Below are 24,065 nucleotides of genomic sequence, written 5' to 3' on the forward strand. Positions count from 1 at the left end.
GTATTATTATGTACGTTGAGAGCCATACTTTGTATGGAATTTGGGTGGTAACGCGATAACCTCGTCCCTTGTGGATGAGGTTTTTTTGTCGATTATTTTATGAATTAAGGAGAAGTATATGCAGAAATTATCTCGAAAAAATACATTATTTGTTTCATTAACACTGTTTTCATTGTTTTTTGGTGCGGGAAACTTAATCTTTCCACCGTTTCTCGGAGAATTTTCCGGATCCCACACAATGTTGTCTTTAGCAGGATTTTATATTACTGCGGTTTGTTTTCCCATCTTTGCGGTGATTGCCATATCAAAGCATCGAGGCCTCTTTCCTCTTGCATCAAAAGTTCACCCTAAATTTGCATTGGTTTTTACGTTTTTAATTTATCTTTCTATTGGACCGCTTTTAGGAATTCCAAGAGCGGGAAGTCTGCCTTTTGAAATGGCGGTAGCACCCTTCTTGGGTTCTTTGGCAAGATATCAGCAAATTGGTTTATTTTTATTTACATTTGTTTTTTTTACGATTGCGTATTTTATTTCTAAAAATCCGACGAAATTGGTAGATCGAATGGGGAAAGTCCTAACACCCCTTTTACTTGTGCTTATGATTATTGTGTTTGTAGGAAGTTTTATAAAACCGTTTGATGGTTTTACGACACCAATTGGAAATTATCAAACCACACCTTTTGTTCAAGGCTTTCTTGATGGTTATCTTACGATGGACACCATTGCTGCTTTAAACTTTGGACTTGTCATTGCGCAAATCATTCAAAGTCTTGGAATAACGGAAGAATCAGATGTCGTAAAAAATACCGTTCGATCCGGTTTATTTGCAGGGGTCTTGTTGATGATTGTTTACGGATCTCTTGCCTATTTAGGTGCGCTTAGTGGTCATGCATACGGTTATTCAGAACACGGCGCACAAACCCTTGCGCATATCATCACGCATATTTTTGGACCAGTTGGGGTTCTTTTATTAGCAATCATTTTTACCTTAGCATGTCTTACAACTTCGGTGGGGTTAATTACGTCGTGCAGCCAGTATTTTTCATCGAAAACAAGGTATTCATATAAAAATTGGGTTATTGCGATTTCAATATGGAGTTTTATTACCTCAAATTTAGGGTTAAGTAAGATTTTAAAGATATCAGTTCCTTTATTGGAAGCAATCTATCCAATTGCCATGGTTCTTATTGTATTGAGCTTTCTTGAATTGTTTGCGGATCTCAAGCATTCAGTATATAAAGCAACAATTGGTGTCACGACCTTAATGTCGATGGTTTCAATCATTGATGTGTATGTGTTTACGAATGGATCGCTTTTGAAAGGAGTCCCGCTAAATGGACAGGGTTTGGCTTGGGTAGTTCCGGCAGTAATTTCTTTCATCCTAATTCAAATGTATCATTCCTTTAAAGACAAAAAAAAGAATGCAACGACAGTGCATTCTTAGAGTCCATATCGTGTAGAACGGTATGCAAACAGTCCATAAGCAAAAATTTCGACTGTATAGATTGGATACTTTTCATTGATTTCTTTTTTGAATTCCTGATAAAGTCGATCATCTTTAACAGCTTCGATAAGATTCCGTCCGTTTGGAGTTAATTGAATTGAAGGATTCTCCGAATCCGATTGTGACAAGGTTACAATATGTGCATGATGCATTTTACGGAGATGATCAAGACACTCATGCTGTTGATAAACATTTTGCAAATCACCCAGTGACAGTGCTTCAAAGGTGATGGTTGGTTCGGGGTGATCGAGATGGAGTAGAATATCTCTTACACAATCAATATTTAGTTTCATATTATGCCTCCTTCTTACCTTTTTATTATACCAAATCAGCTTGCGTTCCTACATGATGTATCATGCTCTTATGACATGATCTTCGAAATCGTTATGGATTGCGGATAGGGGACCGTAAAGCCTTCATTGATGATTTTTAGATGTCGTATTAATTTTACGTGTTGTGACTATCTTGCTTTTGATTTCTTTGTCTCATTTTAAATTCACTTTAACTACCCTTTGGCGTATTTAATTTTTAGTCTTTACATTTGAAACGTTCTCAATTATCCTAAGGGCATTCTACAGTTTAAGGAGATTTTGTACATGAAAATAAGACTGTTATCATTGGCATGTACTGTATTGTGTACTGCAAGTATTATAGGATTTGATGCGTCGATTTACGCTGATGAAAGCGTGCCGCGTGCCCGTGATTTGGTTGCTTTAAAAGCTTATTTGGTTTCACTTGAAGATATGGATGATGATCAAGTAGATATTGGACGTCATGTTGATCATATCGAAAAGTATATTCGTATGATTGAACGAACACCAATTCATCAACGACAAGAAAAAATAAATCAAATTAAATCAATCGTTGAAAAAAGTGTTGCACAGAAAAAACGATTACGCAATCTTGAACGTTTTGAACGTGAATTGAGCCAAAATAGATTTTTATCCGGTTATCAAATAAGACACTTTATTGATCGCTCAAAAGAAACCATCGATGACATGCAGCTCAATCAGTTAAGAGCGGAAATTCAAGCTTTAGAAGAAAAAATAGAGCGAAATGGCAATCTAATACCGTCGTATCTTAAAGCGATTCAGTCCTTTGATCGTCTCGATCAAAATAGTCGCAGTTACTATGCGGAGCAGCTCGCGAGCATTTGGATGAATTCAAAAGACTTGGAGGGACAAGTGATTCCCTTTTTTGAGAAGATTGAATTAGAACATATAAAAAAAGGTGGCAAGCCATGGAAACGCATGGATCAAGAAGATAAGGATGAGCAAAAAAATCCTGTGTTGGATGAATCAAGTAATCCGGATGACATCGAATTTCAAAGATATCTTGAAGGTAAGGCGATGCTTACAAATTCAAGACGCAACGATTACCTCAATCAAATAAAAGCACTTGAAGGAGAAACGAAACGTCGCAAAATTGAAGCAATTAAAAAGATGATCACAGACGAGGAAAAGCGTGTTAATCTTCAAAATAAAAAGAATGAGTTAAAACAAACGTTGCACGAAACATTTCAATTTCTGACCGTTGAAGATTTTGAAAAGCTGGTGGGGGCGATTGAGTCGAGTAAAGATGAGCATCAACTTGATAAGGTTCGTAAACAAGCAAGTCAATTAAATGAGGAGCATCGTTTATTTATCACAAGCGTGGAACATGTTAGTTTCAAAATAACTCAAAGTCATAAAATCTCGGAAAAAGATAAAGCGATTTTAAGGCAAAAACTTCAAAATGCACAAGAACGCAGTGACTCTATTGAGTTGGCTCAGATTCTTAAGGAAATTGAAACGCTCGAATTAAAGGGTCAAAAGAAAAATCCTGCTATAAATCAGGGAGATAAGAAGAAAATAAAGACCAAGGTTAAACTAAAGGAACCGTTACTCTACTCGGGTTGGCAAGGCTTAGAAGGTCGATCGTCCTATCGCGACGAGAATCTTAAGTTAGTAAAAGGACAATGGAAAACAATTTCGGGTTCTAAATACTATTTTGATGAGAAGGGTAATCCAAAAACCGGGATGATTATGCTTATGAATAAAAGATTTGTGATTGATCCTCATAAAGGCATGATTACAGGTTGGAAAAAGATTTCGAATAAGTGGTATTATCTAACACCACACGGTGCTTTGAGTCAACAGTGGTCAAAGATTCAGGGAAAATGGTATTATTTTGATGAGAATGCTACCATGATTCGTGGTTGGCGTAAAATTGAAAATAAGTGGTATTTTTTTGAAAAATCAGGCGCTATGGCGACTGGTTGGAAAAAAGATAAGAATAAATGGTATTATCTTGAACCATCCGGAATGATGGCGACTGGTTGGAAGCGAATTAATCAGAAATGGTACTATTTGGAATCATCGGGATCCATGGTGACAGGCTGGAAGCAAATCAATCAAAAATGGTATTATTTCGAATCGTCAGGGGCCATGGCAACAGGATGGAAAAAGGTTCGTAGAGATTGGTATTATTTAGAATCATCAGGATCCATGAAAACCGGTTGGAAACACTATAAGAATCAATGGTATTATCTTAAAAAAAGTGGTCGAATGGCTGTAGGTACCCTAACCATTAATACAACGCAATATCATTTTGATTTGAGTGGTGCCTTAAAAAAATAGAACGGCTTAATTGAGCGTTCTATTTTTTTTGGACATTTTTTTACGATAACGACGATGTTTCCATTTTTTAAAGAGCATCCACCGCTGTCGTTTGAGTAATAATCGATTAATGCTTCGGATCTCGGATTGAGACAGACGATTTGAGCTCGAACGTGTTTGAGTCATCGCAGATTTAAGGGTGAATAGATCGGGTAAAGGCTGATCGATTTGATTAACAAGAACACAATTCTTAATCAAGGCAGCATCCATACCTAAATAGGTGGCCAGTGCTTCGACGTGATAGCGATTTTGGATAAAAGGATTACGTATACGTTGATGAGTACCTTTTTTATACCAAAACTGAGCATCTTGTGATCCTATGAACGGGTGCTTTGTGTATTTAACCTCAAAACAAAAGATACCGTGACAATTTACGACAATGAGATCAATTTCTGTAATGCCATTATTTCGATGGATCGGAATATATGTGCCATGATACGTATACGACTTTGGAATTTGTGATAATTGTTTAAAGGCATCGAGCTCAAATTGCATCCCTCGATCTTTTGCTTTCTTATTTTTGACTTTCATATAATAAATATAATAACGAATTGACTTCATTGGTTAACCTCTAAAATTGTTTTAGTGATATCATAGCATAAACGTATCCTAAAGTGATACTGTTTTATATTTTTTATTTAAATTTATGCTTAAATGTGTTAGAATCATTAATGGATTGCCTCTATACGAGGCTTTCAGTGTTTTATAAAGAAAAAGGATGTTATATATGGAAAGAAAAATTGGTACTGTTTCAAGAGGTGTTCGTTGTCCGATCATTCGTGAAGGTGATGATTTAGCTCAAATCGTTACAGAAAGCATTTTGGAAGCTGGAAAGAGTGAAAATTTTGATGTGCGTGATCGTGATATTATCGCATTAACGGAGTCCATTGTTGCTCGTGCTCAAGGAAATTATGTTTCTGTTGATGCCATTGCAAAAGATGTAAATAAGAAAATGGAAGGTGGAACTGTGGGTGTGATTTTCCCAATCCTTTCACGGAACCGTTTTTCAATTTGTTTACGTGGAATCGCTAAAGGTGTTGATAAGGTAGTGCTCATGTTAAGTTACCCTTCAGATGAAGTAGGTAATGAACTTGTGAGTCTTGATCAGCTTGATGCATCAGGTATTAACCCATATAGTGATGTTCTAAATCTTGAGCAATATCGTGGTTTGTTTGGTGAGAACAAACACCCTTTCACTGGAATTGATTACGTTGCTTATTACGCAAGTATTATTGAAGAAGCAGGTGCGGAAGTTGAAATTATTTTCTCAAACAACCCACGCACAATCTTAGATTATACAGATAAAGTTTTAGCGTGTGATATTCATACCAATCCACGTACGAAACGAATTTTACGCGATAATGGCGCGAAAATTGTTTGTGGTCTCGACGATATTTTAAATGAAAGTGTTGATGGTAGTGGTTATAATGAACGCTATGGTCTCCTTGGCTCAAATAAATCTACTGAAGATTCTGTAAAACTTTTCCCAAGAGAATGCACAGATTTAGTTGAAGATATTCAAAAACGTATGCTTGAAGCAACTTCAAAGCATGTGGAAGTTATGGTTTATGGAGATGGTGCGTTTAAGGATCCAATTGGAAAGATTTGGGAACTTGCAGATCCTACAGTTTCTCCAGCTTACACAAAAGGGCTTGAAGGTACACCGAATGAATTGAAACTTAAGTATCTTGCCGATAATGATTTTAAAGATTTAGAAGGTGAAGCGCTTAAGAAAGCAATTGAAGCTCATATTAAAGATAAAGATGATAATCTAGTTGGCAATATGGCTGCACAAGGAACGACACCGCGTCGTTTGGTTGACCTTATTGGTTCACTTTGTGACTTAACAAGTGGTTCTGGCGATAAAGGAACGCCTATTGTGTTTGTTCAAGGGTATTTTGATAACTTTGCAGATTAAATAAAAAAGTGTATGTTCCAGATATGGGAACATACACTTTTTTCCTAAATTCAAATCTCAACCGCACCACCCAAGGTGCGGTTGTTTTTGTATAATAAAAGGAGCCCACCCGACTAAAAGGAGCTCCCATATGAAGTATAAACAATTAGATAAAAAAATGAAAGACCAAATTGATATTCTATTAAGCATCGGCTACTCTATGCGCAAGGCAGCACGTAAACTCAATATATCTCATTCTACGATTTCTAGATATAAAAATAATGTCTATAAGAAACGAACGATTGATATTCGAGAAAAATATTCCCACCTAATCGAATATCTGCATTCTCACTATGATCCTAAAGTTCATTCGGTAGAAGTATGCTTGAGTAACTATAAACGATATCATCCATATAAACCGTGTGTTTCATCGCAGCAAGTCTATAACTGGATTAATCAAGGTAAACTTGATATAAAACCAAATAAAATGTGCTATAAACGTCGAAAACGTAAAAAGAGAATTAGTGGAATGATGAATCACTTGAGATGGAACTTGGAAGAGAAAACAGTACTTCCAATTAGCCTTAGACCTAAATACATTGAGAAACGTAACGAGATTGGCCATCTCGAAATCGATTCTATAATCGGTAAGAAACATGAATCTGCAGCGATTATATCCATTGTAGACCGCTGCTCAAGAATGACCTGGCTTATTAAAGCAGAATATCGATATGACTATTACACATCAAACTTAATTCGAAAATTTATTGAAGAGAATAATATAACAACGAAATCGATAACAGTAGATAATGGACTTGAATTTAAAACATTAGGGATTACAGCCAAGCGGTTGGGTGTGAAACTATATAAGTGTGATCCATACTGTTCTTTTCAACGTGGAACCAATGAAAGAGCGAATGCAATCGTGAGAAGGTTTATACCAAAAGGAAAATCAATGTATGATATAGCGCAACAATATCTTGATGATATTTGCTTCAAAATTAACTCAATGCCGCGAAAAATATTTGACTTCAAAACGGCCTATGAGATAGACTTTAATAAAAGTAAAAGTGGTGCGGTTGAGATTTGATAAAAGAAAAAAGTGTATGTTCCAGATATGGGAACATACACTTTTTTTTATGATTCTAAGGTTTCAATACGGTGTATCTTTCGGTCTTCTTCTTTTGGGAGTGTCATATAGTCACCAAATGCACGTGTTAACACTGCATCGGAATCGGTTGGCACCTTAAACATCTCATCTTCGAAGAGAACCTCGACTGGGTTTTCAATATATTTACGATCAATTAACGTTGCATTAAATTGGTCGTAATTTTCAAAGTATAAATAACTTAAGTCTCCAATATATGTCGTATCGACGTCCTTGTATTTGGTCATGGCTTTATAGCGTTTTTTCATCAAAATTGGAATAAAAACATTAATCTTGTATAATTTTTCATTAAGGAATTGCATTGTTTTCTTTACGATCAGTTTAACGCCTTTATCATTCTCCGTTTCTTGAACTAATAAGAAAATGCGTAGAAGACGCGTATACTTATTGACCTGCTCAAATTGTTCACGACGTAGCGTCTCGTCGTCTGGAACGCGATCCATTGGGAAAATATCAACCCATGCACCTTCATATCCTTTTTGTGTTTTTGAAACAGTTTCTTTGATTTTTAAAACATCGGAGCGTACTTTGGAATACTCAATCGCAAGGTATTTATCCTTAATGCGTGATTGGTATCGGTAAGGTGATTTATGGTCAAGTTCTTTGGCCATGAGTGTATCAAACCGTTCGAAATCTTCGCGCTCCATTGCGATATCAACATCATCATCCCAGGGAATAAAACCTTGATGACGAATCGCACCCAGTAATGTCCCTGCATAAAGGAAATAATTAATCTTCTCTCGTTCACAAAATGCTTTAACCCAAACTAAAATATTATAATCTTCGCGTTGTAATTCGTTCATAGTTTGACCTCTTTTCAATTACATAACATACTTATAATAGCGATTACGATATATTATTTCAAGTTTTCTAGACAAATTTAAATTCATGATATAATAATAAAAAGAAAAAGAGGTTAAAGATGGAAATAACAGAACAATTAAGAACGCATGATGGTCAAACATTAGCGGTTTATACGCGTGGAAATCGCGAGAATCCTGCGGTTGTTTTTTTACACGGTGGACCGGGTGGGTCGATCTCTGAGAAATCCTTTAGTTTTTTTGATTTATCGAAATGGTTTGTGATTGCTTTTGATCAACGCGGTTGCGGTCAGTCAAAACCCTTTGCGACCTTGGTAGATAATACGCCCTTTACAGGTGTTGAAGATCTTGAAATGATTCGTCGACATTATGGTCTTGAGTCTTGGATTGTATTTGGTGGGAGTTATGGATCAACATTAGCACTGTTATATGCGATTAAACATCCAAATCGTGTTTCGCAATTGGTATTGCGAGGTATCTTTTTGGGAAGAAAATCGGATATTGATTGGCTCTATCAAGAAGGGGCATCGTATTTTTACCCAGAAGAACATGAAGCATTTAAAGCTGTCATTGCTCCTGATAAGCGTCATGATTTAATCAGTGCTTACTATCATGTTTTCACCAAAGGCGATGATGAGCAAAAACGACTGTGTGCAAAAGCGTGGTCAACATGGGAAAGCTCGTTAGTACATTTGGTACCTAAGGCACAGGATTTAGAAATCTCTGATGGTGACATCAGTCTTGCGACGCTTGAGTGTCATTTCTTTGCGAATAACATGTTTTGGGATGATGATCAATACATTCTCAATCATATTGAATGTATTCAATCGATTCCAACTGAAATTGTGCATGGACGGTATGATGTGGATTGTCGCCCCAGTGGTGCTTATGCGTTAGCACAAAAACTGGATCAGGTACAATTTCATTTGGTGGAGGCAAGTGGACACAGCCCTTATGAGGACGCGATGTTTAACAAATTAGTGGAAGTAATGAAAAATCTTGAAAATAAATAGATAAAGGAGCTTTTTATGATTAAGTTAATAGCAAGTGATATTGATGGTACTTTATTGAATTCTGAACATGTCATTACGGACCGTACACGGGAGGTGATTCATGCAGCGCGCAATCAAGGATATGAGTTCATGCTTGCGACGGGCCGAAATTATGAAAGTGCTGCAGCGATTGCGGAAGCCTTGGGTCTTGATCCAAATGAAATTCCCATTGTGTCACTCAATGGGATGCGTGTAGAGCATCCTATTCGAAATTATAAGGCAATTGAACCTCCAATGAGTTATGAAGCATGTGAGCGCATGGAGGCACTGGGTACGAAGTATTTTATGGGCATTCTCTATTGCTTTGATGACATTATATATTTTCAAATGGATTCCAAATCGGAAGAAGATTTTGTTTTTGGTGAAGATGAAGATCGCTTGAGATTTTTTAGTGATGGCACAAGAGTGTCTAAAATAAATCATTTAGACGATATTCACGACCGTTTTGAAAAGGGAGATTCAATTCTGAAAATCGTCTATATTCAAAATGTAGACTATACGGAATTGGTAAAGGAACGTATTGCTTTTGAAATGGAGTCGGATTTTGATCTGTTAATGGTTGCGCCTGGGTGGGCGGAAATAATGCCTAAGCGCATTAATAAAGGCGATGCAATAATGGCATATGCCGCAAGTCGTGGGATACAACCTAATGAGATAATTTGTTTTGGTGACAGTGATAATGACCTAACCATGATAAAACAATCGGGGATTGGTGTTGCAATGGAAAATGCTCGACATACTTTAAAAATCGTTGCGGATACAATTACGAGAAGTAATGATGAGAATGGCGTGGCGGAATATATTGCGGAACATTTAATTGATGTGAACGTCTTATGATAATTAATGATAATCGTGAGAGGGCGTGTTATAATATTACTAACAAGGAGGTACTATTATGAATAAATTATTTAAAGTAGCATTCGGTGCAGCAGCCGTACTCGGTGTTGGTGTAATCGTTAAAAAAATAATCGAAAAAGACATTATTCAAGATAAAGTTAAAGAACGTGAAGCCCTGAATTACCTTAAAGAAAAATATGGTGAAGATGCTTTAGATGGTAAGAAAATCATGATTGTGAACGACGACCATACGGTAACACAAGCGGACATTGCGAAGGATGTTCTTGAATACGAAATAAACAAATAAGAAGTCTTAGGACTTCTTTTTAATGAGAGGAGTTTATATGTCAGAAGGCATTGAAGCACTGCTTAAAGCAGGTATTCCGGTAAATATCATGTCACGAGATCCCTATAATGAAGCCTATTCAGGGATGAATGTTATGATTAACCATCAATTTGAAATTGTTTTTCGAGAGGGGCGGAGCACGCCTCAAAAGAAGGGTCATTTTGTAACACTTTGGAAAAAAGATATTCAAGATTTACAAAACATTCCATACTGCCTATCAGATTTAAAAGATGGTCTGCTCATCTATGTATCAGATGAATCGAATCCGGGTTTTTTTGCGATTTGTGGCGATGATTTTGATAAGCTTAAAATTTTAAAATCGGCTCATACACCGGGAAAGATGGGGTTTAGGGTTTATCATCCAACCATTGTACTTGCCTCATCCCAAGCACAGAAAACACAAGCAATCATGAAACCTTATTTTATTTCCGTTTCGGACCCTTGTTTTAAAAATCATATTTTGTCGTATTATGGGTCTTGAATTCTTAGAGTAACTTTGATACACTACATACGAATCCTTTAAGTAAGCACGAGATGTTTATAAGGAGTAAAAATATATTTTTTTAGTATATATTTATATTCTTTTCGGACTTATTTGATTCAAAATAAGTTTTTTTTTTGGAAAACTTATTATTTGGAACCAAATACAGGAGGGAAATATGAAGAAAAACAACTTCACACGTAGAATTATTTGGACATTGGTTTTAGGTTTAGGGGTCGGTCTTGGTTTTATCTTTTTAAGAGAAACCTTGATTGGAAATGGTAATGCTTCACTATGGAAGCAAATTAATGATTTATTGTTTGCGGATATCTTGCAGCCGGCAAATACAACAGCAATTGGTATTTTCTATATTATTGGTCAGATCTTTATGCGCTTATTACAACTTGTATTAGTGCCACTCATTTTCACATCAATTGTGCGTTCAATTCAACAAATTCAAGAAACACGCGTTTTAAATAAACTCGCCAAAAAAGGGTTCGGTAATTTTATGCAACTCTTGGCCATCGCAATCGTCTTAGCAAGTGTTACTGGATTTACCGCTTATAAATTAGGGGTCTTCCAAATTGCGAATCTCGGTGCAATTGAGATTACTGAAGGGGTTGTGAATCAGACCAACCCATTATCGATGTTGCTTAATGCGTTTAATAATAACGCCTTAGGAACACTCAGCAGTAATTCAAATATTATCGCGGTTGTAGTGCTGGCGCTTATTGTAGGTGTTATGGCTCAACAACTCGGTGAGAAAATGGAAGTTTTACCGAAACTTATTGATGAAATTTATCTTCTTTCTATGAAATTATTGGATGTCGTTATTACGAAGTTTGGTCCGATTGCAATTTTCTGTTTGCTTGTTCGTACGCTCGCATCATATGGAACGGATTACTTACAACCCGCTCTCATTTACATGATCTTAACATCGTTAACACTTCTTGTTTTAGGGTTTGTGTTGTTTCCGCTCTTTATTGCAATCAAGACGGGGTTATCACCCATTCCATTTATTAAGAAGATGTATAAAGTTGCTGTATTTGGCTTCTCTACCTCATCATCAGCAGCGACGCTGCCATTGACACAAGAGACCGTAATGAATGAGCTTGGTGTTGATGAAGCGGTCGCCTCCTTTATTGTGCCTCTCGCTTCCACCATTAACATGACAGGAACTGCAGTCATGCAAATTATTGCGACGCTCTTTGTTGCATCGGTAGCAGGGTATCATGTTGGAATCGTTGAGTTAGTTTCAATTATTCTTCTAACCATCATTGGTTCCATCAGTACGCCAGCTGCACCGGGATCGGGAGCCATTCTACTCTTTACAATCCTTACAGGAATGGGATATACAAACCAATATGCTCTTGCTGCATACAGTTTTATTCTCGCAATTAACCGTCCTGTCGAAATGCTTGTCACGGCAATTAATGTTGTGGATGATGGGGTCAGTGCGGTCTGTGTTGCACACGACTTAGAAGAATTAAATCTTAAAACGTATCATGAATCCCCTCAATCCTTACAAAATGAGGAACCCGTACTTGTGAAGTCATAAGAACGAAAACGATATACATCATGTATATCGTTTTTTTTATTTTAGATGTGTCATGCCCAGACCTTAATGGATGAAAAATATTACATGATTGCCCAGTTTCCAATCGTATCTTTTCAAAAATAAACATTATGATACTATGAATTTAGACATAGAAAGGGAGGTATAAAAGAACAAACTACGTTGTGTTTTCGTGTGCATTTTTTTATAAATGGAGGAAACTATGAATAAAATAAAAAAAATTGCATTAACAGGTCTATTAAGTCTTGTGGGTATGAGCTTATCCATTACAAGTGCCTTTGCTTGTACCGGTATCATTGTTGGGAAAAATTTAACCGAGGATGGTTCTGTAATTATTGGTCGTACTGAAGACCTTGAATTAAATCATAATAAAACCTTTGTTGTTAAAAATGTGGGGGAACGGATGATTGATAATTCGGTTCCATTTGTAGACCCATCGAATGGATTTAGCTATCCACAAAGTGAACATAATTTTAAATACACGGCGATTCCTGATGTAACCCCGCAAGAAGGTATGTATGATGCTGCTGGAATTAATGAAAAAGGGGTTGTGATGACGGCTACGGTATCTGCAAAATATGATCCAGCTTATAAAACTGTGGATCCCTATTTATCGGATGGATTAACAGAGGCGGCCATCACAACGTTAATTTTACCACGCATTCAATCTGCTCGTGAAGGGATCGAACTTATTGCAAACGTAATTGATGAAAAGGGTGCTGGCGAAGGAAATATTGTTGTTTTAGCGGACAAGGATGAAGTGTGGTATATGGAAATTCTTTCCGGTCACCAATATGCGGCCATTAAATTCCCTGATGATAAGTTTGGGGTCTTTCCAAATGCTTTTTACCTTGGAACGCTTGATGGTTTTGATGAGGGAGCGGTAATCCAGTCCGAAAATCTTAAAGAGACTGCGATAGCAGCCGGTCGCTATGTTGAACAAAATGGATCATTCCATATCGCAAATTCATACAATCCAATAAAAATGAGTGAGGGGAACCGTTCTCGCGTTTGGTCTGGGATCAAAGCAATCAACCCAAACAGCACCATTAATTATAATGATGATACCTTTGAATTACTACAATCGATGGATGGTAAGGTTGGGTTGAAGGATGTGATGAAATTCCAACGGAACCGACTCGAAGGTACAGACTTTATTCCTTCCGATGAAATTAAATTGGATAACAAAGGGAATATTATCGGAGAATACGATAAAGGAAGACTTAAATATCCAATTGGTAATATTAATACAATGGAAGCACATATCTTTCAAATTAAAGATTCGCTGCCAACAGATGCGGGTGCGGTAATGTGGCTTGCTGTGGGTTCACCCTTGGTTTCACCTTATATTCCTTATATGGGAACCATAACGGATACGCATAAATCTTACCAAGTTACGAGTACATCATTTGATGAAAACTCATGGTATTGGAATGCGAATTCAATTGCGCATCAAGTGTTTGGAGATGATGCGAAACGTAAAGAAATTCAGAATCAATGGCAGGAACTTGAAGATGCTTTAATTGAAGATCAACTGAATATAGAGAAGCGTTTTATGATGCGTTCCGCTGATTTTGATTACCAAGCACACACGCTGCAAATTGCGGATGATGCGTTTAATAAATTGAAGGCATTGGATCAAAAACTTAAGGGAATCGAACCAAAGTCAGAAGAACCCAAAACAGAGGAACCCAAAACAGAGGAACCGAAGGTGGAGGAGCCGAAAACGGAAAAACCTAGTGGTTCTGAAACAACAAAAGAAGATACTCCAAGTCCATCGGATCAAGGTGCAACACCTACTTCAAAAACCTTGCCAAACACTGGGGTTTCCGCATCAAAAACACTGCTATACGGTGCAATGGGCGTAGCGTTAGTGGGAATGGTTTTCGTTTATAAGTCTTATCGTAAAGAACACTAAAGAGGCATAATGCCTCTTTTTGTTGTTTATGATATAATTCAAGAAAAGGAGAACGTTTATGGAATTTAAAATTGAAGGGACTTATCCAGTCCTACGCTGTTTTCTTAATGAGGGGGAGTCCTTAGTTACAAGTGCTGGAAATATGTCTTGGATGACCTCCAATATGACTTATAAGGTACATTCGGGAGGCGGCTTTAAGAAAGCGTTTGGTCGTGCTTTTTCGGGAGAAGGATTTTTCCAAAATACGTATACTGCTGAGGCTTCCAATCAAGAAATTGCGTTCGCAATGTCGATGCCAGGTGTAATTAAACATATCGTTATGGACGGTTCTAAAACCTTTATCGCTCAAAAAAATGCCTTTCTCGCTTCGGAACCAGGCGTTGAATTTTCCAACGAATTCACCAAAAAATTATCGGCTGGATTCTTTGGTGGTGAGGGTTTTATTCTTCAAAAATTTTCAGGCATTGGGAACCTCTTTCTTGAAGCGGATGGGTCACTCATTACGTATGATCTTCAAGAAGGTGAGTCCTTATTAGTCGATCAAGGGAATTTATTTATGTTTGAATCCGGTGTATCTTATGCAATTGAAACCGTAAAAGGTTTAAGTAATAAATTTTTCGGTGGTGAAGGGTTCTTCTTGGTTAAGTTGACTGGACCCGGTCAAGTAGTGCTTCAGACACTTCCAATTTCGAATTTGGCGGGAGAAGTCAATCGAGTCCTCCCAACCTCAAACTAGACTAAAGAATCAACGGATTATAAGGAGTTCCATTTCATGGAAACTCCTTTTTTTTATAACATAAAAAACCGTACATTTTCTGTACGGTTATCGCATCCTCTGTCTCTACATAATACACCTAACTTTGAGTCGGAGTGGTATAGGTTTTCCCTTTGGTATCCACTGTTACATGCTTCATAACTTGTTCGCTTCCATCGACAGGACGATTTTCCTGATTTGTTTTCACATTCACGATCCGATCAACGGTCTCCATGCCTTCAATAACGTTTCCAAAAGCGGCATAACTTCCGTCAAGATGAGGGGAATCGCTGGTTACGATAAAAAATTGTGAACCTGCTGTATCATTGCCTTTGCTGCGTGCCATCGATATAACACCACGTTGGTGTTTGATAGGATTATCAAAATTGTTTTGAGCGAATTCGCCTTTTATCGTATAGCCAGGACCACCAGTTCCGGTTCCTTTAGGATCACCACCTTGAATCATAAATCCCGGAATGACGCGATGAAATAATAAGCCATCGTAAAACGAATTTTGAGCCAAGCTAATAAAATTGTTTACGGTGTTTGGAGCGATATCTGGATAAAGTTCTACTTTAATAATACCGCCATCTTCCATTTCGATTGTGACGACAGGATTGGTGTCTTTTGAGAAGTCTTGAACCTCTGATGACGCATCCGGTTTCGGTTGGTTAGGGGTCTGTGAACACCCAGTCAGTGAAATTAAAACAAAAAAACTCATAACAAGTAAGGTTGTGATTTTTTTCATAGTGCCTCCATTTTTCTATTATTATATCATATTTCTATTTTTACGCTTTACCAAAGGATTTTTAAGGTTAATTGACGAACAACGATAATCAAGTAACGTTTAGGGTTAAAAGCACTCATACAAGGGTATTCGGGAATTAAGTAAAGTTTACCAATATTTTACTTGTGAAATGTTACCGTTTACACTTGACAAGTATGCTTGCAAACGCAATAATGGACACGTAAGCGCTAACAATATGAAATACATGAGAAATATCTTTGGTAAAGATATCGATTAAAGATATTTAAATGTTTACTGGTTTTTACTAAATAGGAGGAAGAGTATGAATTCGTCATTTAGAAAAGCAGTTAAAATTATGGGGGTGGTGGTAGCTGTGACGTGCTCAAGTGTTTTCATAGAAAAAACCCCAATCCATGCTGCTGTCGTGGAACCTGTTGTAATCAAAACAGATTCACGAAATGTTGATTTTAATGATGATTGGAAATTTAAGCTGAATGTTTCAGGCGCATCAAGTCCAAGCGAAGTTGATTATGATGAAACAGATTGGCAATCGTTATCATTACCTCATGACTGGTCAATCTTTTTTGATTTTGACCATAACTCACCGGCACAAAATGAGGGTGGTTTGTTAAATGGTGGTACGGGTTGGTATCGCAAAACATTTATTTTTGATAAAAAGATGGACAAACATGTTCGTTTAAATTTTGGTGGCGTCTATATGGATTCCACGGTATTTGTGAATGGTAAAGAAGTTGGAAACTATCCGAACGGCTACACGCCTTTTTCTTATGATATAACGAATTATATCAATCAAGAAGGCCCGAATACGATTGCGGTCAAAGTTGTGAATAAACAGCCAAGTAGTCGATGGTATTCAGGAAGTGGAATCTATCGTGATGTTTCCTTAACGTATACTGACGATGTTTCCGTAAAAGAGTATGGAACAACCGTCTTAACACCAAACTTAGAAAAAGAAGTTGGTCATGAGGTTACGACTGATGTTAAGACGACCATCGTAAATAAATCAAAAAAAGCTGAAAAAGTTAAAGTTAAAACTGAAGTTGTAACGGTTGATGGAACTTCAATGGGATCATCCGAAACGAAAGAAGTTGAAATTCAAGCTGGGAAAGAACACACCTTGGATTCAACCATAAAGGTTACAAATCCAACGTTATGGGATATCGACACACCGGTAACGTACCGCGTTAAAACACAAGTTTTAAAAAATAACCGTGTCGTCGATGAGACAATCGAACGATTTGGTTATCGTTTTATGAATTGGACTCCTGATGGCGGTTTTTCATTAAATGGTAACGATGTTAAGTTCTATGGAGTTTCAATGCACCATGATCAAGGGGCACTGGGTTCAGTTGCGAATTATGATGCAATGCGACGTCAAATGGAAATTCTAAAAGATATGGGCGTTAACGCTGTTCGAATTACGCACAACCCTGCAGATGATAAGCTCCTTGCGATTGCTGAAGATTTGGGACTTATGATTATCGATGAAGCCTTTGACACATGGTATGGTGGTAAAAAGCCTTATGATTATGGTCGTTTCTTCGATGCAAAAGCAACCCATCCCGAAGCACTTGAAGGCCAAACATGGGCAGAATATGACCTTAAACGTATGATTGCACGTGGTAAAAACTCACCTGCAGTCATTATGTGGTCTTTAGGTAATGAAATTGGAGAGTCCAACGGAGGTAGTGAAAAAGCGGTTCAAACGATCCGTAATTTACACCGATGGACGAAAGAAGTTGATGAAACGCGCTATACAACCATGGGACAAGATGTTTACCGTTGGGCTGCAACAGGTGCACATGAGCGTATCAGTGCTGAAGTTGATGCAGTTGGAATCAACTATGCTGAAGATTCTTATAAAACGATTCGTGCAAAACATCCAGATTGGTTAATTTATGGATCTGAAACCTCCTCAGCAACACGAAGTCGTGGTGTTTATGCATTCCCGGATGAATTACGTTCGCATGACAACAGTGCAGCGCGTAAGTATCAACAATCGGATTATGGTAATGATCATGTTGGTTGGGGTAAAACAGCAACCAATTCATGGATTCCAGATCGTGATGAAAAAGGGTATGCGGGTCAGTTTATTTGGACCGGATTTGATTATATTGGTGAGCCAACACCATGGCACAACCAAAATCAAACGCCACCAAAATCATCTTACTTTGGTATCATAGATACCGCTGGATTCCCTAAAAATGATTTCTACCTCTATCAAAGTCAATGGAAAGATGTAAAGACTGATCCAATGGTGCACATCTTACCACACTGGAACTGGGAGAAAGAATCGCTTTTAGACTACAATATGAGAACACGCGATGGGAAAATTCCCGTACGTATCTTCTCCAATGCGGCGAAGGTTGAGTTGTTCTTAGATGACGTCTCACTGGGCGAAAAAGCATTTGTTCAAAAAACAACAGCGTATGGTCGTCCTTATCAGGAAGGTGCCAATGCTAAAGAATTATACTTAGAATGGCGCTTGGATTTTAAACCTGGTACTTTAAAAGCCGTTGCGAAAGACGCAGAGGGCAACGTTATCGCTGAAGATGTGATTCAGACTTCAAAAGGATCTGCAGCTGTAGCATTAGCTCCTGAAAAACGTGTGATTCAAAATGGTCGTGATCATTTATCCTACATTCATGTGAATGTAGTAGATGAAAACGGTGTGATGAATCCGAATGCTCAAAATAATATCATCTTTACCCTAGAGGGAAATGGTGAGATTGTTGGGGTCGATAATGGGGATCCTGCAAGTAATGAACGTTATAAAGCACAACATGATGGTACATGGCAACGAAAAGCGTTCAATGGTAAAGCACTTGTCATTGTGAAATCGGATGGCCAACCAGGTTCCTTTAAGTTGACTGCGAAAGCTGAAAACTTATCTGAAGCAAAGACTGAAGTCTTTGCGATTGAGAAACAACCTGAGACCCCTGAAATTTTAGGATTTGATGATGTTTCTGTATTTACCGAAACACATGTCCAACCTGAACTCCCAACGACTGTAAATGCTATTTACTCTGACGGAACGGAAAAGAAAGTGGATGTAAGTTGGGAAACCATCGATGCATCGAACCTTGAACAACCTGGATCTTTTAAAGTGAATGGAACCGTCGAAGGGGTAACACGCCCTGTAACGGCAACCGTATGGGTGCGCATGATTACTGATCTTATTGATCCAATCCTTGCGACGCCAAAGGGCACCGTACCAACCTTACCCTCAACCGTTACCGCTTATTATTCAAATGGTGCGGAAGTAAACTTACCGGTAACATGGGACTCTATTTCTGAAGCTATGGTTGCGAAAGCAGGCATTATCAAGGTTTCCGGTCAAGCACATTCGGGTGGTCAGGATTATCCGGTCACTGCCCATATTACAGTGTTAGAACCGAAAGCGGTAAGAGAAAATATTGCCGTGCGTCGTCCACAAGATACGTATCCAATCGCTACAAGCTCCTACATGAGTGGTGGTGATCGAATCGAACGGATTAATGATGGTACCATTGCTTTTGAAAACCGATGGACCAACTGGGTTAATAATTATGGTGACAAAAAAGAAGAATGGGTCATGTTAGAGTTTGAAAAGATTGAAACAATCCATCAAGTTGGAATTCATTTCTTTACAGACAATACAACGAAAGTACCTGCTTCCTTAATCATTGAAACAAGTGTTGATGGTGTATCCTTTACACCTGTTGTAAATCAAAGTAAAAATGATAATTTTGTGGTGACAGCAGGGGATGTGACCAAGGAAATTCCAATCACCTTTGATACAGTTGATGCGAAGTTTATTCGCCTCAATATGACTTCACAAATGAATGGCGATAAGCCAAGACCTATGGGTCTTTCTGAATTAAAAGTAATCGGTGATACCCTTAAGATTGAAGCCAATTCTAAAGCTGAATTGGAAATGATTCATCTTGATGACAAACCGTTAGAAAACTTTAAATCCGATCAAAATGTTTATGTTGTAAGCGTACCATTTGGAAAAGCATTACCAATTCTTAAGGGTACAGCAAAACCAGGTTCTTTTGTAAATGTCGTCCAACCTACCCGCGATAATAATTATCAAGGGAAAGTTCGTGTTACATCTGAAGATGGGTTAAACTCGAAAGATTATGATTTGACTTATGTTGTTTCCGATCCAGTTTATGATCATTCAACCCTTACACTCGATCGTTTACAAGGTAAAACTCAGGAAACCATTGCCTTTAAATTGGAAAGTTTCCTTGAAGATGGAACAGTGATTGCACCTTCACTACTTGATATCACATATGAAGTGGTCCAAGGTGAAAAATCAGGAGTTCGTATGGAATCGGGCTTAATCTACTTACATCAAGAGGGAACGTATACTGTTAAAGCGCATATTGCTTACGGTGGTAAATCATACGAAAGCAACGATGTTACCTTTACGGTAACGAAAAATGATGTTCAAGAACCGATTAAAGCATTTAAACCAATCGTGATAAGAACAGATCGCAGTAAGAAGATTGAACTGCCTCAAACCGTTACAGCCCAATATGAAACACTCTTTGATAAAGACGTTTCAGTAACTTGGGATGCATTTGATGAACAACGTCTTGAAGAATACGGAACCTTTGAAATTAAGGGTCATGTTGAGGGTACAAAACTTCAACCTGTCGCTAAGGTTATTGTCGAGGGTTATGTCGGTGTTGAAAGCTTTAGTCTTGTGACACCTCAAGATAAATCCTTTAAACTACCACTTAAAGCAAAGGCATACCACAATACGGGTCGTGTTGATGAATTTAATGTCACTTGGGAAACCTTTGATAAAGAAAACTTAAAAACCCCAGGGACCTATATACTCAAAGGTATGGTCGAAACAGCAAATGCCGAAACAACGCTTTCGATCCGCGTTACCGCCAATTACGAAAAAGGCGATAACATCGCTAAGATGTGGACCGGTTCGGAATTGCCAGCTGCAATCGCATCCTTTACAAACGATGGTCCAGGTTCTAACGATCGTGTCAGTGCAATGAACGATGCGGTTATCTCGTATACTAACAGTCCTGCAAACCGTTGGACCAACTGGCAAGCACAAAGTCGCGAAAAAGACTGGGTGGGAATTGTCTTTGCGGATGCAGGGACTATGGCACCACGCTTCGTTGATAACTTTAATATTGGTTTCTTCGAAGATAATGGAACAGGATTCCCTGGTTCGTATGTAGTTGAAGTCTTGAAAGAAGGAATTAAACCAGAATTGCCAACAAAATTTGGTCATATAAGCAGTGAGGATTCAGTCCTGAATAATCCAAATAATTGGGTTGAAGTACAAAACCTGAAGGCAAAACCGTTTGCGTATGAAACCATGAATACGTTAACATTTGATGGTGTGGAAACATATGCGGTACGCATTAACATGACCAAACAAGCCAACAAAAAAGGAATTGCGATTACAGAAGTGGAAGTTTATGATCGCATCGCTAAAGCACATCAAGACTTTAACGTGACATTACTTGTTGATGGAAAAGAAATTGATGCATTCGCGCAAAATAACAATTTTGTTTATGAACAAAAAACAAATAATCTACCTGAACTCGAACTTAAGACATCGCAGAATGCGAGCATTACTGCTATTGAAACCGATAATGGGATGAAATATGTTGTAAGAGCAGAGGATGGTATTAATACAGAAACATACACAGTTACTTATGACTCAACGATACGCGATGCACGCAATGCTTTAGTAGCGATGATTACAAAGGCTAAAAACATTGATATCGAAGGGTATGAAAGTACTGGTGTACAAGCGATGCAAGCATCAATTCTTAAAGCGCAAGATGCTGTGGATGATCTGAATTCAGATGTGAAAACACTGGAGAGTCTCGCACAGTTATTGCAAGAGCATATCGATAACTTAGAAGAAGTTGGCAATCAAATTGAGAAGGCACGTGCATCGCTTAAAGCGATGATTGAAATTGCTGAGAGCATTGATCGATCACTTTATACTGAGGAAAGTCTTGCAGCTTTAGATAAACAACTATCATTTGCAAATGTAAGTTTTAATGATGCATCCGCAACAACTTCAATCCTTGAGGTTGTTACGAATAATCTTCGTGAAGCGATTTTTGGTTTAGAATATCGTGATCAAACCATTAAGGGACCTTTAGATTCAATTACCTTGAATCCAAATGTTACGTTAGATGGTTCAAAACCAATCACAGAAGCGGCATTTATTGAAGCCCTTAATATTCAAAACCCAGACGGCATTGCGTTTGATATTGAAACGAATTTTATGGAACTTGTCGACCAAAATACGGAAGGAACTTATGCGGTAACGGTACGTCTTACACGCTTACAGCGTTCATTCTTCCGCATGAAATCCAATCCATATGTAAAAGAATTTAAAGTTGATGTAACGATTCAAAAGGAAGAAGACAAACCTATTGTCATTGACCCAAATGAGAAAACAGAAACTCCAACCACACCACCAACCACACCACCAACCACATTACCAACAACCGGTGTTGGATCACGAAATGTGACGACACTGATTACACTTGGTGGGTTGATGTATGTTGTAAGTCTTAAAAAGAAACGTAAACAACAATAATGGTTTAAAAAGAACTCATGATTATGAGTTCTTTTTTTGATAGGGTCTGTTAATGATAATAAACATCGATTATGAAATGTATTCTATGTTATACTTTTTTAGAGAAAGGAGGGATTAATGATGAAAAAATATGATGAGATCCCTCTAAATTTATTTTTTTAAAATACCTTTGGATATTTTTAGAGCAGACACGATTATAAAGGTTCAAAAGGAAGGTAATTAAATGAAAAAAGTATGTATTGATGACTTAACCGATGCACTCTTTAAAGATGCATTTATGGCGTATTTTCATGAATTTGGTTATGAAATAAGCAATCATCATGAATTTTTTGAAGCAATGAATCGTGAAGAAAACAATGAAGTTTTAGCGTATGAAGAAGCGGGTCAGATCATTGCGTTTATCATGTATCGATATGATCATCTTAGCCATTGGTTTTTTACGGAGCATGTGATGTTTGTTCGTGAACTTTGGGTCAAGCCATCCCATCGAACACATGGGTTGGCTTCAAAATTACTGATGGAAGTCGAAAGCGAAGCGCAGACAAATCAAGTCTTTAAACTCATCCTAACCACCGATTCCGCGCAGCATCTTTACTTAAAAAATGGATATATCCTTGACCGAAGTTATCGCGCGAAAAACAATCATCCTGTCTATATTAAATCCTTAACGATAGATTAATTCGTGAATCGATTTGATCGATCCAAACACCAAATTCTTTTTGGTGTTTTTTATTCACAATGTTTTAATAGAAAAGCTAGAACCTAAAGCCCTTCTGTTTTAGATTTGGAGGAATGCATTCTTTGTAATTATTAACGTCCTTTCATTTTGATTCAGCCAAAATCAGTGTGATTTTATTGTGAAATAGGGTATAATGAATGTTACTTTAAAAAAAGAAAAATGGAGTTTTTATGAGTCAATTAAGTGAAAAGTTATACTTTAGTCAAAACCCTTTTACACTCTATACGCCGATTCATTTCTTAATGTTAATATTGGCGGGGATTTGTATCGGAATAGTGATTAAAAAACGTGATGAAATTGCAATGGGGAAATATGCTTGGTTACGATGGGTTTTCCTTGGCGTCTATTTGATTCAACAGGGGTTACTTTATAGTTGGTATGCGATGAATCATCAACTGACCTTACATGACGCGTTACCGCTTTATCCATGTCGTATTTTGCAGATTATGACAATTATCCTACTTGTATCGAAACAGGAACGTATCTATGAAGTTTTGGGATTGCTTGGAATTCCTGCAGCCGTAACTGCCTTGATTTTAGCAGATACCAGTGGGTTTAGCTTCCCGAATGCGATGTTTATACAATTTTTTGTAGGACATTCATTAATGATTTTAGTGCCACTCTATATGAAGTATCGTTATCATTTCTCCATGCAGGAAAGTGCAACATTAGGTGTCATCAAGATGGTGGGTGGTTATTTTATCATCGTAAGTTTTATTAACCATCTAATCCAAACAAATTATGGGTATGTTTCAACACCACCGGTAGCATTAAGTTTTCTAAATGGCGTTCCAAGCATCATTTATACATGTGGCTACTTCATGATCTATGTTGGTGTGGTATTAGCAGGAAGTAAGATCGCAACACATCAGGATGCTGATGAAATCATATTTACGATAGAGTCGTAGCATACATTACGCGTTTAAACCAATTCATGAAGAATTGGTTTTTTTTAACAAAAAAAAA

General features: G+C 37.6%; 18 protein-coding genes and 1 other annotated feature (1 of these 19 only partly in view). Of the genes, 14 read left to right on the forward strand and 4 right to left on the reverse strand.

Annotated features, from left to right (window positions below):
- Nucleotides 1-72 (forward strand) — a binding site (T-box leader) (it extends 158 nt beyond the left edge of the window).
- A 46-nt stretch (nt 73-118) separates the two neighbouring features.
- Complete coding sequence (gene brnQ / locus AAG186_RS04030) at nt 119-1,444, forward strand: branched-chain amino acid transport system II carrier protein (protein ID WP_342622073.1); 1,326 nt, start codon at nt 119-121, stop codon at nt 1,442-1,444.
- Here the strand turns inward: brnQ and AAG186_RS04035 are convergent.
- On the reverse strand, nt 1,441-1,797 hold the full coding sequence (locus tag AAG186_RS04035) for a DUF2513 domain-containing protein (RefSeq protein ID WP_342622074.1): 357 nt from the start codon (nt 1,795-1,797) through the stop codon (nt 1,441-1,443). The genes brnQ and AAG186_RS04035 overlap by 4 nt on opposite strands.
- A 303-nt stretch (nt 1,798-2,100) precedes the next feature.
- Between AAG186_RS04035 and AAG186_RS04040 the strand changes: the two genes are divergently transcribed.
- Complete coding sequence (locus tag AAG186_RS04040) at nt 2,101-4,122, forward strand: choline-binding protein (protein ID WP_342622075.1); 2,022 nt, start codon at nt 2,101-2,103, stop codon at nt 4,120-4,122.
- Nucleotides 4,123-4,128: 6 nt separating this feature from the next.
- On the opposite strand, the gene AAG186_RS04045 is transcribed toward AAG186_RS04040, so the two are convergent.
- On the reverse strand, nt 4,129-4,692 hold the full coding sequence (locus tag AAG186_RS04045) for a nuclease-related domain-containing protein (RefSeq protein ID WP_342622076.1): 564 nt from the start codon (nt 4,690-4,692) through the stop codon (nt 4,129-4,131).
- 196 nt (nt 4,693-4,888) lie between these two features.
- Between AAG186_RS04045 and AAG186_RS04050 the strand changes: the two genes are divergently transcribed.
- The gene (locus tag AAG186_RS04050) at nt 4,889-6,079 is read left to right on the forward strand and encodes a coenzyme F420-0:L-glutamate ligase (RefSeq protein ID WP_125164572.1); all 1,191 of its coding nucleotides are present in this window, start codon (nt 4,889-4,891) and stop codon (nt 6,077-6,079) included.
- A 130-nt stretch (nt 6,080-6,209) separates the two neighbouring features.
- Complete coding sequence (locus tag AAG186_RS04055) at nt 6,210-7,148, forward strand: IS30 family transposase (RefSeq protein WP_342621390.1); 939 nt, start codon at nt 6,210-6,212, stop codon at nt 7,146-7,148.
- A gap of 47 nt (nt 7,149-7,195) precedes the next feature.
- Here the strand turns inward: AAG186_RS04055 and AAG186_RS04060 are convergent, their stop codons facing one another.
- The gene (locus AAG186_RS04060; protein WP_342622077.1) at nt 7,196-8,029 is read right to left on the reverse strand and encodes a LicD family protein; all 834 of its coding nucleotides are present in this window, start codon (nt 8,027-8,029) and stop codon (nt 7,196-7,198) included.
- 119 nt (nt 8,030-8,148) lie between these two features.
- Between AAG186_RS04060 and pip the strand changes: the two genes are divergently transcribed.
- The 7 genes from pip (at nt 8,149) to AAG186_RS04095 (ending at nt 14,993) form a co-directional block, all read left to right on the forward strand.
- The gene (gene pip, locus AAG186_RS04065; protein ID WP_342622078.1) at nt 8,149-9,060 is read left to right on the forward strand and encodes a prolyl aminopeptidase; all 912 of its coding nucleotides are present in this window, start codon (nt 8,149-8,151) and stop codon (nt 9,058-9,060) included.
- Between the two features lie 15 nt (nt 9,061-9,075).
- Nucleotides 9,076-9,936, forward strand: a complete 861-nt coding sequence (locus tag AAG186_RS04070; protein ID WP_161636516.1) for a Cof-type HAD-IIB family hydrolase — start codon at nt 9,076-9,078, stop codon at nt 9,934-9,936.
- A gap of 58 nt (nt 9,937-9,994) precedes the next feature.
- A complete protein-coding gene (locus tag AAG186_RS04075; protein ID WP_161636515.1) occupies nt 9,995-10,243 on the forward strand; it encodes a hypothetical protein in 249 nt (82 codons plus the stop codon).
- Nucleotides 10,244-10,280: 37 nt separating this feature from the next.
- Nucleotides 10,281-10,763: a MepB family protein gene (locus AAG186_RS04080; protein ID WP_161636514.1), complete on the forward strand. Its 483-nt coding sequence runs from the start codon at nt 10,281-10,283 to the stop codon at nt 10,761-10,763.
- Between the two features lie 178 nt (nt 10,764-10,941).
- Nucleotides 10,942-12,321, forward strand: coding sequence for a dicarboxylate/amino acid:cation symporter (locus AAG186_RS04085; protein WP_342622079.1), 1,380 nt, complete (start codon nt 10,942-10,944; stop codon nt 12,319-12,321).
- Between the two features lie 220 nt (nt 12,322-12,541).
- Nucleotides 12,542-14,257, forward strand: a complete 1,716-nt coding sequence (locus AAG186_RS04090) for a C69 family dipeptidase (RefSeq protein WP_342622080.1) — start codon at nt 12,542-12,544, stop codon at nt 14,255-14,257.
- Nucleotides 14,258-14,315: 58 nt separating this feature from the next.
- The gene (locus AAG186_RS04095) at nt 14,316-14,993 is read left to right on the forward strand and encodes a TIGR00266 family protein (protein WP_200548662.1); all 678 of its coding nucleotides are present in this window, start codon (nt 14,316-14,318) and stop codon (nt 14,991-14,993) included.
- A gap of 118 nt (nt 14,994-15,111) precedes the next feature.
- Here AAG186_RS04095 and AAG186_RS04100 read toward each other — a convergent pair whose 3' ends face one another.
- Nucleotides 15,112-15,759, reverse strand: coding sequence for a peptidylprolyl isomerase (locus AAG186_RS04100; RefSeq protein WP_125164563.1), 648 nt, complete (start codon nt 15,757-15,759; stop codon nt 15,112-15,114).
- A 322-nt stretch (nt 15,760-16,081) separates the two neighbouring features.
- On the opposite strand from AAG186_RS04100, the gene AAG186_RS04105 reads away from it, so the two are divergent.
- The 3 genes from AAG186_RS04105 (at nt 16,082) to AAG186_RS04115 (ending at nt 24,007) form a co-directional block, all read left to right on the forward strand.
- Nucleotides 16,082-22,360, forward strand: coding sequence for an Ig-like domain-containing protein (locus AAG186_RS04105; protein WP_342622081.1), 6,279 nt, complete (start codon nt 16,082-16,084; stop codon nt 22,358-22,360).
- Nucleotides 22,361-22,583: 223 nt separating this feature from the next.
- On the forward strand, nt 22,584-23,039 hold the full coding sequence (locus AAG186_RS04110) for a GNAT family N-acetyltransferase (protein ID WP_161636509.1): 456 nt from the start codon (nt 22,584-22,586) through the stop codon (nt 23,037-23,039).
- A gap of 230 nt (nt 23,040-23,269) precedes the next feature.
- Nucleotides 23,270-24,007: a TIGR02206 family membrane protein gene (locus AAG186_RS04115; protein ID WP_200542391.1), complete on the forward strand. Its 738-nt coding sequence runs from the start codon at nt 23,270-23,272 to the stop codon at nt 24,005-24,007.
- Nucleotides 24,008-24,065 lie beyond the last annotated feature (58 nt).

It is taken from the genome of Erysipelothrix sp. P66, assembly GCF_038682365.1.
Lineage (GTDB): Bacteria > Bacillota_I > Bacilli_A > Erysipelotrichales > Erysipelotrichaceae > Erysipelothrix > Erysipelothrix piscisicarius.

Coding starts and splice junctions, on each gene's coding strand:
- brnQ (WP_342622073.1), top strand. CDS start 119: ATGCAGAAATTATCTCGAAAAAATACATTATTTGTTTCATTAACACTG.
- AAG186_RS04035 (WP_342622074.1), bottom strand. CDS start 1,797: ATGAAACTAAATATTGATTGTGTAAGAGATATTCTACTCCATCTCGAT.
- AAG186_RS04040 (WP_342622075.1), top strand. CDS start 2,101: ATGAAAATAAGACTGTTATCATTGGCATGTACTGTATTGTGTACTGCA.
- AAG186_RS04045 (WP_342622076.1), bottom strand. CDS start 4,692: ATGAAAGTCAAAAATAAGAAAGCAAAAGATCGAGGGATGCAATTTGAG.
- AAG186_RS04050 (WP_125164572.1), top strand. CDS start 4,889: ATGGAAAGAAAAATTGGTACTGTTTCAAGAGGTGTTCGTTGTCCGATC.
- AAG186_RS04055 (WP_342621390.1), top strand. CDS start 6,210: ATGAAGTATAAACAATTAGATAAAAAAATGAAAGACCAAATTGATATT.
- AAG186_RS04060 (WP_342622077.1), bottom strand. CDS start 8,029: ATGAACGAATTACAACGCGAAGATTATAATATTTTAGTTTGGGTTAAA.
- pip (WP_342622078.1), top strand. CDS start 8,149: ATGGAAATAACAGAACAATTAAGAACGCATGATGGTCAAACATTAGCG.
- AAG186_RS04070 (WP_161636516.1), top strand. CDS start 9,076: ATGATTAAGTTAATAGCAAGTGATATTGATGGTACTTTATTGAATTCT.
- AAG186_RS04075 (WP_161636515.1), top strand. CDS start 9,995: ATGAATAAATTATTTAAAGTAGCATTCGGTGCAGCAGCCGTACTCGGT.
- AAG186_RS04080 (WP_161636514.1), top strand. CDS start 10,281: ATGTCAGAAGGCATTGAAGCACTGCTTAAAGCAGGTATTCCGGTAAAT.
- AAG186_RS04085 (WP_342622079.1), top strand. CDS start 10,942: ATGAAGAAAAACAACTTCACACGTAGAATTATTTGGACATTGGTTTTA.
- AAG186_RS04090 (WP_342622080.1), top strand. CDS start 12,542: ATGAATAAAATAAAAAAAATTGCATTAACAGGTCTATTAAGTCTTGTG.
- AAG186_RS04095 (WP_200548662.1), top strand. CDS start 14,316: ATGGAATTTAAAATTGAAGGGACTTATCCAGTCCTACGCTGTTTTCTT.
- AAG186_RS04100 (WP_125164563.1), bottom strand. CDS start 15,759: ATGAAAAAAATCACAACCTTACTTGTTATGAGTTTTTTTGTTTTAATT.
- AAG186_RS04105 (WP_342622081.1), top strand. CDS start 16,082: ATGAATTCGTCATTTAGAAAAGCAGTTAAAATTATGGGGGTGGTGGTA.
- AAG186_RS04110 (WP_161636509.1), top strand. CDS start 22,584: ATGAAAAAAGTATGTATTGATGACTTAACCGATGCACTCTTTAAAGAT.
- AAG186_RS04115 (WP_200542391.1), top strand. CDS start 23,270: ATGAGTCAATTAAGTGAAAAGTTATACTTTAGTCAAAACCCTTTTACA.